Source organism: Streptomyces panaciradicis, from assembly GCF_023516615.1.
Classification (GTDB): Bacteria; Actinomycetota; Actinomycetes; order Streptomycetales; family Streptomycetaceae; genus Streptomyces; species Streptomyces panaciradicis.
Map to the genome: position 1 here is coordinate 41,598 of NZ_JAMGBF010000001.1, position 12,691 is coordinate 54,288.

Sequence of the window (12,691 nt, forward strand, 5' to 3'; positions counted from 1 at the left end):
CTCCGGCCCGGGAGGCTGACCGTGCTACCCGGCCGGCAGGCCGTCAGTCCGCGCTCAGTCGGCCTTCCGTGCCAGCAGGTACGCCCGTGGTCGCTTCTCCTCCTCCAGTGGCTCGCGCAGCACCCGCGCTTCCACCCGCAGTCCGGCCTTGACCAGCAGGTCCGCCACGCCGGCCGGTGCCCGGAAGTGGTAGTCGAGCGATATCTCCCGGCCGAATCGCTCCGTCAGCCGCATCCGGTCGTCCTCGTCGCCGCTCTGGAAGCCGAGCAGGACGTGCCCGCCGGGCACCAGGACGCGGTGGAACTCGGCGAAGGCCGTCGGCAGGTGCTCGTCCGGCACGTGGATGATCGAGTAGAGGGCGAGCACCCCGCCCAGGGTCGCGTCCGGCAGGTCCAGCGAGGTCATCGACCCGACGTGGAAGCGCAGCCCGGGATGCGCCTCGCGGGCCAGCGCCACCATCCGGGGCGAGAGGTCCACCCCGAACACCGCGAGGCCGAGCGCGTGCAGTCGCGCGGTGACATGCCCCGGGCCGCTGCCGACGTCGGCGACGGGCGCCGCGCCGTTCGCCCGCACCAGCTCCGCGAAGGACGTCACCAGCGCTCTGTCCAGCGGCTTGTCGCCCAGCCAGTCGGCGAACCGCTCGGTGTAAGGGCGGGCGATCGCGTCGTACGACGTCTGCGTGGCGTGCAGGAAATCCGGGGTACCCGTCATCTCGGAAGTCACGGGGCGGACCCTACCCGGGCCCGTGGGACCGCCGGGTGAAACCGCCGGAAGGCTCCGGCGACACCCCCTGGAACTCCATCGCCCCACCAGCGGCCCCGGGCAGGCTGCCGGTGGGGCGGCGGCCGTGCCGCACGGTCCGAAAGATGAAACAGAACCACCGGCGCGGGGCGGGGCGTGGTATCCGTAGAGAAAAGACAGGTCTACCCATCTCCACTCCCACCCATGCGTCGAGCGGCCGATTTTTCTTCGCCTGACGGGCTGAAGTTTTGTAGATCGAGGGCGGTCGGCCCCCTCGGCGTCCTACCCTGCAGAGGGTGAAGCAACTGATGTCACCGGAGTCCGAAAACGATCTGCCCGGCGAAGCCCTGCCCGGCACGCTCCCCGAGGCGCTGCGTGCCGAACTCGTCGCCTTCCGCCGCGACCTGCACATGCACCCGGAGCTCGGCAACCAGGAGTTCCGCACCACCGCGGCGATCAAGGAGCGGCTGGAGCGGGCGGGCCTGAAGCCCCGGGTGCTCGCCGGGGGGACCGGGCTGGTCTGTGACATCGGGGAGTGGGACGGCGGCCGGCCCATGCTCGCCCTGCGCGCCGACATCGACGCGCTGCCCATCCCGGACACCAAGAGCGAGTGCGCCTACCGCTCCACCGTGCCCGACCGGGCGCACGCCTGCGGGCACGACGTGCACACCACCGTGGTGCTGGGCGCCGGCCTCGTCATGGCGGACCTGCACCGCCGGGGCCGGCTGCCGCGGCCGGTGCGCCTGCTGTTCCAGCCGGCCGAGGAGGTGCTGCCCGGCGGCGCCGCCGACGCCATCGAGTACGGCGTCCTGGACGGGGTGGGCCGGATCCTCGCCGTGCACTGCGACCCCCGGGTCGACGCCGGGCGGATCGGCCTGCGGGAGGGCGCCATCACCTCCGCCTGCGACCGCCTCGAGGTCGCGCTCGACGGCCCCGGCGGCCACACCGCCCGCCCCCACCTGACCACCGACCTGGTCACCGCCGCCGCCCGCGTCGCCACCGACGTGCCCGCACTGGTCGGCCGCCGCGTGGACAGCCGCAGCGGCCTGGCCGTGACCTGGGGCCGTATCGAGTCCGGGCACGCCCCGAACGTCATCCCGCAGCACGCCGAGCTCTCCGGCACCGTGCGCTGCCTCGACCTGGACACCTGGCGGCAGGCCCCGGACCTCGTCGTCGCGGCCATCGACGAGGTCGCCAACCTGCACGGCGCCAAGTCGGAGATCAACTACGTCCGCGGCGTCCCGCCGGTCGTCAACGACCCGGACGTCACCGAGCTGCTGCGCGACGCGCAGACCGCCCGCCGCGGCGCCCTGTCCGTGGAGGGCACCGAGCAGAGCCTGGGCGGCGAGGACTTCTCCTGGTACCTGGAGCACGTCCCCGGCGCCATGGCCCGCCTCGGCGTCCGCCCGCCCGGCGAGCGCACGGTGCGTGACCTGCACCAGGGCGACTTCGACGTCGACGAGTCGGCGATCACGGTGGGCGTCGAGCTGTTCACCGCGGCGGCCCTGCTCGACGCGGCCCAGTGAGCTGAACTTCCCCGAACGGCCCTCCTCGGAGGGCCGTTCGGCCTTCCGACGCAACACGGTTGTAAGCCAATCGTGCGCACATCGAAACCGGGGCGTGTGAGGCCCGCAGACCCCGAGTTCAGGCGCTGTTTGCCTCGAATCGATAACGGCTTAGGAAGGGGTGTTTTTCTGACATCTACGCGCGTTACGATGCCGCGAAGCCGACGCCGCAGGGGCGTCCGGGCCCGAGCACTGGCATGGTGCTCACATCAAGCGCCGACGAGGCGCTCAGGTCAGGTGAAGGAGCCTTCCCGTGCGCCGGGTAGCAAAGCTTTCCGCTGCGTGTATCGCGACCGCAGCTCTCGCACTGACTGCCACTGCCTGTGGCAGCACCTCCTCCGACAACAGCAGCTCGCCCTCGTCCTCCGGCGGCAGCGGCAAGGGCATCAAGATCGGCCTCGCGTACGACGTCGGCGGCCGTGGTGACCGTTCCTTCAACGACTCCGCCGCGCGCGGTGCCGACAAGGCCGAGAAGGAGTTCGGCGGTTCCATCAAGGAGCTGACCGCGAAGACCTCCGACACCGAGGCCGACCGTGAGCAGCGGCTGACCGACCTGGCGGACGCGGGCTACAACCCGATCGTCGCCGTCGGCTTCTCCTACGCCACCTCGGTGGACAAGGTCGCCGCGAAGTACCCGAAGGTCAGCTTCGGTCTGATCGACTCGGTCGCGACCGCCAAGAACGTCGACAGCATCACCTTCACCGAGGAGCAGGGTTCCTACCTCGCCGGTGTCGCCGCGGCGCTGAAGACCAAGAAGAACCACGTGGGCTTCATCGGCGGCGTCGACACCCCGCTGATCAAGAAGTTCGCCGCGGGTTACGTCCAGGGCGTCAAGGACACCAACGCCAAGGCGAAGGTCGACGTCCAGTACCTGACCCACGGTTCGGACCTGTCCGGCTTCTCCAGCCCCGACAAGGGCAAGGAGGCCGCGTCCGGCATGCTCGACAACGGCGCCGACGTGATCTACACCGCGGCCGGCTCCTCCGGCAACGGCGCGATCGAGGCCGTCCACGGCGTCAAGGGCGCCTGGGCCATCGGCGTGGACTCCGACCAGTACAACATCCCGGGTCTGGCCGCGTACAAGACGTCGATCCTGACCTCCATGGTCAAGAACGTCGACGTCGGCGTGTACGACTTCATCAAGTCCGTGCACGACGGCAAGCCCCTGACGGGCAACCAGATCTACTCGCTCGCCAAGGGCGGTGTCGGCCTGGCCACCAGCGGTGGCTACATCGACGACATCAAGTCCCAGCTGGACGCTGCCAAGAAGAAGATCGTCGACGGCACCGTCAAGGTCAAGACCAGCTGACCCGACGGTTCCCGCCTGACCCCCGGCTCGGCGAAGGGGCCCTTGTCAACCCCCTCGCCGAGCCATAACAATGTGTCAACTCTACGCGTGTAGCTCGGAGTTGCCGCGCTAGCGTCGCCGACGCCTGCCCCCTCCTACGCAGCCCCTTTCCCCGAGGAGAGTGCGCCATCAACGCGTCCAGCCCTCCCGCTGCCGTCGAACTGCGCGGCATCACCAAGCGATTCCCCGGCGTCGTCGCCAACAAGGACATCGACATCACCGTCCGCACCGGAACCGTCCACGCCCTGTGCGGTGAGAACGGCGCCGGGAAGTCCACCCTGATGAAGATCCTCTACGGCATGCAGCAGGCCGACGAGGGCACCATCACCGTGAACGGCGAGACGGTCGTCTTCCACAACCCCGCCGACGCCATCGCCCGCGGCATCGGCATGGTCCACCAGCACTTCATGCTCGCCGACAACCTCACCGTCCTGGAGAACGTGGTCCTCGGCGCGGAGAAGCTGTACGGCATCGGCGCCAAGGCCCGCGCGAAGATCAAGGAGATCTCGGACGCGTACGGCCTGAACGTCCGCCCGGACGTGCTGCTGGAGGAGCTCGGCGTCGCCGACCGCCAGCGCGTGGAGATCCTCAAGGTCCTCTACCGCGGCGCGAAGACCCTCATCCTCGACGAGCCCACCGCCGTCCTGGTCCCGCAGGAGGTCGAAGCCCTCTTCGACAACCTGCGCGAGCTCAAGGCCGAGGGCCTCACCGTCATCTTCATCTCCCACAAGCTGGGCGAAGTCCTGTCCGTGGCCGACGAGATCACCGTCATCCGCCGCGGCACCACCGTCGGCACGGTGCAGCCGGAAGGCACCACCACCAAGCAGCTCGCCGAGCTGATGGTCGGCAGCGAACTGCCCACCCCGGAGACCGAGGAGTCCACGGTCACCGACCTCGCGCTGCTCGAGGTCGACGGCCTGCGCCTGGCCCAGACCGACCTCGACGGCGTCGAGCGCATCATCCTCGACGACATCTCCTTCACCATCCACAAGGGCGAGGTCCTCGGCATCGCCGGCGTGGAGGGCAACGGCCAGTCCGAGCTGGTCGAGGCCATCATGGGCATCCGCGCGCTGAACGCGGGCACCATCGCCCTCGACGGCACCGACATCTCCCACGTGCCCACCCGCCACCGCCGCGAGGCCGGCGTCGGCTACATCCCCGAGGACCGCCACCGCCACGGCCTGCTCCTCGAGGCCCCGCTGTGGGAGAACCGCATCCTCGGCCACGTCACCGAGCGGCCCAACTCCCGCGGCCAGCTCCTCGACATCAAGGCCGCCCGCAGCGACACCGAGCGCATCATCGAGGCGTACGACGTCCGCACCCCCGGCATCGACGTCACCGCCGCCTCCCTCTCCGGCGGCAACCAGCAGAAGCTGATCGTCGGCCGCGAGATGAGCCACGCGCCCAAGCTGCTGATCGCCGCCCACCCCACCCGGGGCGTGGACGTCGGCGCGCAGGCCGCGATCTGGGACCACATCCGCGAGGCCCGCCGCGAGGGCCTGGCCGTGCTGCTGATCTCCGCCGACCTGGACGAGCTCATCGGCCTGTCCGACACCCTGCGGGTGATGTACCGCGGCCGGCTGGTCGCCGACGCCGACCCCGCCACCATCACCCCCGAGGAGCTGGGCTCCGCCATGACGGGTGCGGCCACCGGCCACCTGGAGCACACAGAGGACGACGCCCGATGAAGAAGCTGACCCAACGCATCGACAAGGAGCGGCTGCTCCTCGGCATCGCGGCCCCGCTGCTGGCGATCGTCGCCGCGATCGTCGTCACCACCCTGGTGATCCTCGCCACCGGCAAGAACCCCGGCGCCGCCTTCAGCGACATGCTGACCTACGGCACCGCCAGCGACAGCCAGGTCTACATCCTCAACAAGGCGACGACGTACTACCTGGCGGGTGTCGCGGTGGCCATCGGCTTCCGGATGAACCTGTTCAACATCGGTGTCGACGGCCAGTACCGCATCGCCGCGTTCTTCGCCGCCGTCCTCGGCGGCGCGCTGACCACGCCCGGCTGGCTCTCGATCATCCTGATCATCCTGTGCGCCATGGCCACCGGCGCCGTCTGGGCGGGCATCGCCGGCGTGCTGAAGGTGACCCGCGGCGTCAGCGAGGTCATCTCGACGATCATGCTCAACGCGATCGCCACCGCGATCATCGCCTACCTGCTGCAGCCCGGGAAGCTCGCCGAACTGCAGAGCGGCGGCACGGTCGTCTCCACCAAGCCGCTGGCGAAGGACGCCTACTTCTTCCAGATCGACACCGGCGCGGCCGGCGAGCTGTGGGGCTTCATCTTCATCGCCGTGGCCGTCGGCGTCGCGTACTGGTTCGTGCTCGGCCGCACCCGCTTCGGCTTCGACCTGCGCACCGTCGGCCAGTCCGAGAGCGCGGCCGCCGCGAGCGGTGTGTCCGTCAAGAAGATGATCGCCACCAGCATGCTCATCTCCGGCGCCATCGCCGGCCTGATCGGCATGCCGACCCTGCTCAACGACAGCCACCAGTTCAGCAACGACTTCCCGACGGGCATCGGCTTCACCGGTATCGCCATCGCCCTGCTCGGCCGCAACAACCCGATCGGCATCGCGCTCGGCGCCCTGCTGTGGGGCTTCCTGGAGCGCACCACCAACCACCTGGAGTTCCAGGGCTACGACAAGGAAATCCTCGGCGTCATCCAGGGCGTCATCGTCCTGTGCGTCGTCATCGCCTACGAGGTCGTACGGCGTTACGGCCTCAAGCGCCAGCAGCAGCGGGTCGGCGCCGAGCTCGCCGCGCAGGCCGCCGCCCCGACCCAGAAGCAGGAGGTGGCGTGATGACTGCCACGATGACCGACACGCCGCCGCCCGCGGCCCCCAAGGCCGACAGCGCGGGCACCCGCTCGGGCCGCCCGCTCGGCCAGATCCTCATGATCGTCGCGGGCGCGCTGCTCCTCGTGGCCGCGGTCCGCGCCATCACCGGCGCCAACCAGCTCACCTCCGACGGCCAGGTCAGCGCCGCGCTCAGCCTCGCCGTGCCGATCGGCCTCGCCGGTCTCGCGGGCCTGTGGTCCGAGCGCTCCGGCGTGGTCAACATCGGCCTCGAGGGCATGATGATCCTCGGCACCTTCGGCGCCGGCTGGATCGGCTGGCAGTCCAACCCCTGGCTCGGCCTGCTGTGCGGCATCGGCTTCGGCGTCCTGGGCGGACTGCTGCACGCCGTCGCCACCGTCACCTTCGGCGTGGACCACATCGTCTCCGGTGTCGCGATCAACCTGCTCGCGCTGGGCACCACCCAGTACCTCGCCAAGCTGTTCTTCACCGACGGCAAGGCGGCCGACGCGGGCGGCAACCCCAAGCAGTCCCCGCCGGTGGACTCGCTGCCCAACTTCGACATCCCGGGCCTGTCCGACGCCCTGAGCTCCGTCGAGAACCACCACTGGTTCCTGATCTCCGACCTCGCGGGCATCCTCGGCGGTCTGGTCACCAACCTGTCGGTGATCACCATCCTGGCCTTCGTGCTGTTCGTCGCCAGCTGGTGGCTGCTGTGGCGCACCCCGTTCGGGCTGCGTCTGCGCTCCTGCGGCGAGAACCCGATCGCGGCGGAGTCCCTCGGCGTCAACGTCTACAAGTACAAGTACGTGGCCGTCGCCGTCTCCGGCGGTCTGGCAGGCCTCGGCGGCGCGTTCCTCGCCCTGGTCACCTCGCACATCTACCTGGAGGGCCAGACCGGCGGCCGCGGTTACATCGGTCTCGCCGCCATGATCTTCGGCAACTGGCGGCCCGGCGGCCTCGCCATGGGTGCCGGCCTGTTCGGCTACTCCGACGCGCTCCAGCTGCGCAACGGCGGCCAGACCGTGCACGCCCTGCTGCTCCTGCTGGTCGTGCTGCTCGTGGCGATGGCCGGCTGGAAGCTGTACAAGAGGAACCACTGGCAGGGCGGGATCAGCCTCATGGTGGGCGCGCTCGTCCTGCTGTGGTACCTGGTCACCGACGAGGTCCCGAGCGACTTCGTGGGCGCCACCCCGTACGTCGTCACCCTCCTCGTGCTGTCGCTGTCCGCGCAGCGCCTGAGGATGCCCAAGGCCGACGGCATGCGCTACCGCAAGGGCCAGGGCAAGTGACCCGGCCGGCCGACGTCGACTGGGAGGCGCTGCGCGAGCTGGCCCGCGAGGCCATGACCCAGGCGTACGCCCCCTACTCGGGCTACCCGGTCGGCGTCGCCGCCCTGGTCGACGACGGCCGCACGGTCTCCGGCTGCAACGTGGAGAACGCCAGCTACGGTCTGGGACTGTGCGCCGAGTGCGGGCTGGTCTCGCAGCTGCAGCGCACCGGCGGCGGCCGGCTGACGCACTTCACGTGCGTGGACGGCCGGGGCGAGATCCTGGTCCCGTGCGGCCGCTGCCGCCAGCTGCTGTACGAATTCGGGGGCCCCGACCTGCTCCTCGAGACCCCGGCGGGAATCCTCCCGCTCTCCGAGATGCTGCCCCAGGCCTTCGGCCCGGACCATCTCACCAAGTAACTCCCGTACGGCCCCTTCGAGTCGACTCTCGAAGGGGCCGCACACTTCCTGAACCACGGAAGGACCGCACGCCATGGCCATGGACGCCATCTCCGTCATCCGCACCAAGCGGGACCGCGGTGAGCTCAGCGACGAGCAGATCGACTGGGTCATCGACGCGTACACCCGCGGGGAGGTCGCCGACGAGCAGATGTCCGCGCTCGCCATGGCCATCCTCCTCAACGGCATGAACCGCCGCGAGATCGCCCGCTGGACCGCCGCGATGATCGCCTCCGGCGAGCGCATGGACTTCTCGTCCCTGTCCCGCCCGACGGCCGACAAGCACTCCACGGGCGGCGTCGGCGACAAGATCACGCTGCCGCTGGCCCCCCTGGTCGCCGCGTGCGGCGCCGCCGTGCCGCAGCTGTCGGGCCGGGGCCTCGGCCACACCGGCGGCACCCTGGACAAGCTGGAGTCGATCCCGGGCTGGCGCGCGCTGCTGTCCAACGAGGAGATGCTGCACGTCCTCGACACCACCGGCGCGGTGATCTGCGCGGCGGGCGACGGCCTGGCCCCCGCGGACAAGAAGCTCTACGCCCTGCGGGACGTCACCGGCACGGTCGAGGCGATCCCGCTGATCGCCTCCTCGATCATGTCGAAGAAGATCGCGGAGGGCACCGGCTCCCTGGTCCTGGACGTGAAGGTCGGCACCGGCGCCTTCATGAAGACCATCGAGGACGCGCGCGAGCTGGCGTCCACCATGGTGGGCCTCGGCACCGACCACGGCGTGAAGACGGTCGCCCTCCTCACCGACATGTCCACCCCGCTCGGCCTGACCGCGGGCAACGCGCTGGAGGTCCGCGAGTCGGTCGAGGTCCTGGCGGGCGGCGGCCCGGCGGACGTCGTGGAACTGACGATCGCCCTGGCCCGCGAGATGCTGGACGCGGCCGGCGTCCGCGACGCCGACCCGGCGAAGGCCCTGGCCGACGGCTCCGCGATGGACGTCTGGCGCCGGATGATCGCGGCCCAGGGCGGCGACCCGGACGCGGCGCTGCCCACGTCCAAGGAGCAGCACGTGATCAAGGCCCCGTCGACCGGCGTCCTCACCCGCCTCGACGCCTACGACATCGGCGTCGCCGCCTGGCGCCTGGGCGCGGGCCGGGCCCGCAAGGAGGACCCGGTGCAGGCGGGCGCGGGCATCGAGATGCACGCCAAGCCCGGCGACACGATCACTGAGGGCCAGCCCCTCCTCACCCTCCACACCGACACCCCCGAACGCTTCGAGTACGCCCTGCAGGCGGTCGAGGGTTCCTACGACATCGGGGCACCGGGCACGGCCTTCCCGGCGTCACCGGTGGTGCTGGAACGTATCGCCTGACCAGGGGTTTCCTCATTCGGGTGAACGGGACCGGTGGACCCCCACCGGTCCCGTTCGGCATGCTGGGATCGGTGACGACCGATTGGAGACCGCCATGAGCGCACTCGCCGCCGAGTCCGGCTCCCCTGGGGGCACGGACTGGGACGAGCTCGTCCGTGTCCGGGAGGAGACGGACGCTCCCGAGGGCAGCAAGGTGGAGATCATCGAAGGGATCGTCACCGTGTCGCCTCCGCCTTCCGAAGAGCACAACGACACCGCTGAGCTGCTTCACGAGCTCCTGTACGGCGCACGGCCTCCTGGCAGCGACTGGGGGATCTATCAGACCCTCGGCCTCGCATGCCCCGAGACGGGAGGCCTGTTCATGCCGGACCTGTGTGTGGTGCCGAGGGCCGCTCTGCGCCGCGGCACGCGCGTGCACGCGGGGGAGGCCGAACTCGTCGTGGAGGTCACCTCCAAGAGCAACGCGAACCACGACCGCATCAAGAAGGCGCACGGCTACGCCGTCGCCGGCGTGCCCCTCTACCTCCTGCTGGACGCCTGGCAGTCGGGGCGTCCCACGGCGACGCTCTACGGAGAACCGCAGAGCGGCACCTACCGAGTGCTCGCTTCGGTGGAATACGGCGAGGAGCTGACGCTGCCCGCACCGTTCAAGCTGGTCCTGGACACCGGCATCTTCCCGTTGAAGTGACGGCGTCACCCCAGCAGCGTCGCCACCGCCACCAGCACCGGCACCGACAGCGCCGTGGACAGCAGGATCGAGTCCCGGGCCAAGCCCTCCGCCACCCGGTACCGGCTCGCGTACGTGTACAGGTTCTGGGCGGCCGGGAGGGCCGACGTCACCACCACGTCGAGGAGTTGATGGCCCCGGAGGCCGAAGACGCCGGTCGCCAGCGCCCAGGCCACCGTCGGCTGGCCCACCGACTTGAGGGCCACGGACAGGAACACCGCCCCCCGGTCGGCGCCCCGCCCCGGCATCGTGCTGCCGCACAGGGAGATGCCGAAGGCCAGCAGGACCGCCGGGACCGACATGTTGCCGATCAGGGTCAGCGGGTCCATGACGGGGGCCGGGACCCGTACCCCGAGCGCCGACACCGCCACCCCGGCCAGCGAGCCCACCGCGATCGGATTGCGCAGCGGCGTCAGCAGCCGCAGCCACAGCGGGCCCTTCTCGCCCTTGCCGGACAGGTCGAGGATCGTCAGGGCGACCGGGGTGACCCCGATGAGCTGGAAGAGCAGGACCGGCGCGACCAGTGAGGCGTCGCCCAGGACGTACACCGCGATCGGGATGCCGAGGTTGCCGGAGTTGACGTAACTGGAGCACAGGGCGCCGATCGTGGTGCGGCCCACGCCCCAGTCCCGCGCGGCGCCCACCGCGACGAACACGCCCGCCGCCGCTGCCGTGCTCATGGCCGTCACCAGCAGCCGGCTGGAGAAGATCACCGAGAGGTCGGCGCGGGCGAGGGTGGTGAACAGCAGCGCCGGGGACGCCACATGGAACGCCAGCTTCGTCAGGACCTCGCGGCCGTGCTCCCCGAGGAGGCCGCCGCGTCCGATGACGTATCCGACGCCGATGACGACCGCGATCACCGCGAAGCCCGTCAACACGCCCTGCACGGCGGCTCCTTCACGAGGCCCTCGGCGGGACGCGGGCCGTCGGTTCTCCGGGGCGGTGCTGATCGGTGCGGCATACACCCAACCCTCTGGGGCGACGGGGCGGCGGGTCAATGTGATCCTGAACGGCGGACACGCCTCGTAGGCGGCCCGCCGCGATGAGTTCCGCCCGCCCGCCCGGTCTACCGCTCGTGAACGCCATCAAGCCTGCTCTGCTGGTGCTGCCCGGCCCCGTCACCCGTGACGAGGCGGCGGGGCTGTGCGACGACGTGCGGGCGCTGCTGGCGTCCACGAACGCCGGCGTCGTCGTGGTCGACGTCGCCGGGATCGGGCCGCCGGGCCTCGGCGCCGTCGACCTGCTGGCGCGGCTGCAGCTCGCCGCCCGGCGGGCCGGGGGACGGATCCGGCTGCGCGACCCGGCGCCCTCCCTACGCGCCCTGCTCGCTCTGGTCGGGCTCGGCCTCGAGATGGAGGGGCAGGTCGAAGAGCGGGAACCACCGCTTGGTGTCGAGGAAGAAGTGGAACCCGGTGAGCCGGCCCTCTGAGATCTCCAGCACCTGCACCGCCCACGGCGCGTAGCCGCCGGTCTCCGGGTCCGGCTTGTACTGGGCGAATCCCGGCAGGCCGTTGACCCGCACCGGCAGAAGCCGGGAACCCTCGCAGGCGGAGCCCAGGGTCGTCATGAAGCCGGTGATGTCGTCGTGGCCCGTCAGCCACAGGTCGAACGGCGGCATCGTCATGACGGCGTCCTCGTGCAGCAGGGCCGTCAGAGCCGTCATGTCGTACCCCTCGAAGGCGGCGACATAGCGCTCCAGCAGCTTCTGCTGCTCCTCGTCCAGCGGGTCGGACACGGCCGCCCCGGCCGCCTTGTCGGCCTTCTCGCGCTCGGCCAGCGTGGCCCGGGCCCGCTGCAACGCGCTGTTGACCGACGCCACCGACGTCTCCAGCAGCTCGGCGACCTCGCTCGCCCTCCAGGCCAGCACCTCGCGCAGGATGAGCACCGCGCGCTGCTTGGCCGGCAGCTGCTGCAGGGCCGCCATGAAGGCGAGCCGCACCGACTCCTTGGCGACGGCCGCCTCCGCCGGGTCGTCCGTCGTGGGCAGCACGCGGTTGTCCGGCATCGGCTCGAGCCAGGTGTTGTCGGGGCGGGGGGAGAGGGCGGCCTGGGCGAGCGGGGTGGACTCGCCGAGGTCCATCGGCCTGGCGCGCTTGTTGCCGGCGGTCAGCATGTCCAGGCAGACGTTCGTCGCGATGCGGTACAGCCACGAGCGCAGGCTGGAGCGGCCCTCGAACTTCTCGTAGCTGCGCCAGGCGCGGACCATCGTGTCCTGCACCGCGTCCTCGGCCTCGAAGGAGGAGCCGAGCATGCGGTAGCAGTACCCGGTCAGTTCGACGCGGTGCTTCTCCAGCCTGACGTCCAGATCCGCGGTCGTCGTCGCCGTACCGTCGCTCATGTCCACCCACCCCTGTGGCATTTCTGTCGCGCGTCTTCGCACCCAGCACGTCCGAAGCTAGCGCAGGGCACTGACAATGGCGCCCGGAGCGGCCGAAGGCGCAGGTCGGCGCGGTGTCG

At 70.6% G+C, this 12,691-nt stretch carries 12 protein-coding genes; 9 read left to right on the top strand and 3 right to left on the bottom strand.

The window, feature by feature from the left end; all coding sequences use genetic code 11:
• Positions 1 to 54: 54 nt before the first annotated feature.
• Entirely contained in the window at positions 55 to 711 is a 657-nt protein-coding gene (locus M8J74_RS00205) for a class I SAM-dependent methyltransferase (protein ID WP_249834609.1), read from the bottom strand.
• A gap of 338 nt (positions 712 to 1,049) precedes the next feature.
• Between M8J74_RS00205 and M8J74_RS00210 the strand changes: the two genes are divergently transcribed.
• From M8J74_RS00210 to M8J74_RS00245, 8 genes are all read left to right on the top strand, one after another.
• Entirely contained in the window at positions 1,050 to 2,267 is a 1,218-nt protein-coding gene (locus M8J74_RS00210; protein ID WP_249834610.1) for a M20 family metallopeptidase, read from the top strand.
• A 292-nt stretch (positions 2,268 to 2,559) separates the two neighbouring features.
• Positions 2,560 to 3,615: a BMP family lipoprotein gene (locus M8J74_RS00215; RefSeq protein ID WP_249834439.1), complete on the top strand. Its 1,056-nt coding sequence runs from the start codon at positions 2,560 to 2,562 to the stop codon at positions 3,613 to 3,615.
• A 200-nt stretch (positions 3,616 to 3,815) separates the two neighbouring features.
• On the top strand, positions 3,816 to 5,342 hold the full coding sequence (locus tag M8J74_RS00220) for an ABC transporter ATP-binding protein (protein ID WP_249834611.1): 1,527 nt from the start codon (positions 3,816 to 3,818) through the stop codon (positions 5,340 to 5,342).
• Positions 5,339 to 6,466, top strand: a complete 1,128-nt coding sequence (locus M8J74_RS00225; protein WP_249834440.1) for an ABC transporter permease — start codon at positions 5,339 to 5,341, stop codon at positions 6,464 to 6,466. The genes M8J74_RS00220 and M8J74_RS00225 overlap by 4 nt, the downstream gene beginning before the upstream one ends.
• Positions 6,466 to 7,752 carry an ABC transporter permease gene (locus M8J74_RS00230; protein ID WP_249834441.1) on the top strand — a complete coding sequence of 429 codons (1,287 nt, stop codon included), beginning with the start codon at positions 6,466 to 6,468 and terminating at the stop codon, positions 7,750 to 7,752. The genes M8J74_RS00225 and M8J74_RS00230 overlap by 1 nt, the downstream gene beginning before the upstream one ends.
• Positions 7,749 to 8,150, top strand: a complete 402-nt coding sequence (locus M8J74_RS00235) for a cytidine deaminase (protein ID WP_079078003.1) — start codon at positions 7,749 to 7,751, stop codon at positions 8,148 to 8,150. The genes M8J74_RS00230 and M8J74_RS00235 overlap by 4 nt, the downstream gene beginning before the upstream one ends.
• A gap of 79 nt (positions 8,151 to 8,229) precedes the next feature.
• Positions 8,230 to 9,507, top strand: coding sequence for a thymidine phosphorylase (locus M8J74_RS00240; RefSeq protein WP_249834612.1), 1,278 nt, complete (start codon positions 8,230 to 8,232; stop codon positions 9,505 to 9,507).
• Positions 9,508 to 9,601: 94 nt separating this feature from the next.
• On the top strand, positions 9,602 to 10,195 hold the full coding sequence (locus M8J74_RS00245) for a Uma2 family endonuclease (protein WP_249834442.1): 594 nt from the start codon (positions 9,602 to 9,604) through the stop codon (positions 10,193 to 10,195).
• Positions 10,196 to 10,200: 5 nt separating this feature from the next.
• On the opposite strand, the gene M8J74_RS00250 is transcribed toward M8J74_RS00245, so the two are convergent.
• Entirely contained in the window at positions 10,201 to 11,121 is a 921-nt protein-coding gene (locus tag M8J74_RS00250) for an AEC family transporter (RefSeq protein WP_249834443.1), read from the bottom strand.
• A gap of 155 nt (positions 11,122 to 11,276) precedes the next feature.
• Here M8J74_RS00250 and M8J74_RS00255 point away from each other — a divergent pair, with 155 nt between their 5' ends.
• Positions 11,277 to 11,663 (top strand): STAS domain-containing protein, encoded by a 387-nt coding sequence (locus M8J74_RS00255; protein WP_249834444.1) that lies wholly within the window; start codon positions 11,277 to 11,279, stop codon positions 11,661 to 11,663.
• Here M8J74_RS00255 and M8J74_RS00260 read toward each other — a convergent pair.
• Positions 11,547 to 12,572 (bottom strand): sigma-70 family RNA polymerase sigma factor, encoded by a 1,026-nt coding sequence (locus M8J74_RS00260; RefSeq protein ID WP_249834445.1) that lies wholly within the window; start codon positions 12,570 to 12,572, stop codon positions 11,547 to 11,549. The two genes, M8J74_RS00255 and M8J74_RS00260, sit on opposite strands and share 117 nt — an antisense overlap.
• Between the last annotated feature and the right edge of the window lie 119 nt (positions 12,573 to 12,691).

Excerpts from the sequence above, each read along its gene's own strand:
- M8J74_RS00240 (WP_249834612.1), top strand. The coding sequence starts at position 8,230 with ATGGACGCCATCTCCGTCATCCGCACCAAGCGGGACCGCGGTGAGCTC.
- M8J74_RS00210 (WP_249834610.1), top strand. The coding sequence starts at position 1,050 with ATGTCACCGGAGTCCGAAAACGATCTGCCCGGCGAAGCCCTGCCCGGC.
- M8J74_RS00255 (WP_249834444.1), top strand. The coding sequence starts at position 11,277 with ATGAGTTCCGCCCGCCCGCCCGGTCTACCGCTCGTGAACGCCATCAAG.
- M8J74_RS00245 (WP_249834442.1), top strand. The coding sequence starts at position 9,602 with ATGAGCGCACTCGCCGCCGAGTCCGGCTCCCCTGGGGGCACGGACTGG.
- M8J74_RS00230 (WP_249834441.1), top strand. The coding sequence starts at position 6,466 with ATGACTGCCACGATGACCGACACGCCGCCGCCCGCGGCCCCCAAGGCC.
- M8J74_RS00260 (WP_249834445.1), bottom strand. The coding sequence starts at position 12,572 with ATGAGCGACGGTACGGCGACGACGACCGCGGATCTGGACGTCAGGCTG.
- M8J74_RS00225 (WP_249834440.1), top strand. The coding sequence starts at position 5,339 with ATGAAGAAGCTGACCCAACGCATCGACAAGGAGCGGCTGCTCCTCGGC.
- M8J74_RS00205 (WP_249834609.1), bottom strand. The coding sequence starts at position 711 with ATGACGGGTACCCCGGATTTCCTGCACGCCACGCAGACGTCGTACGAC.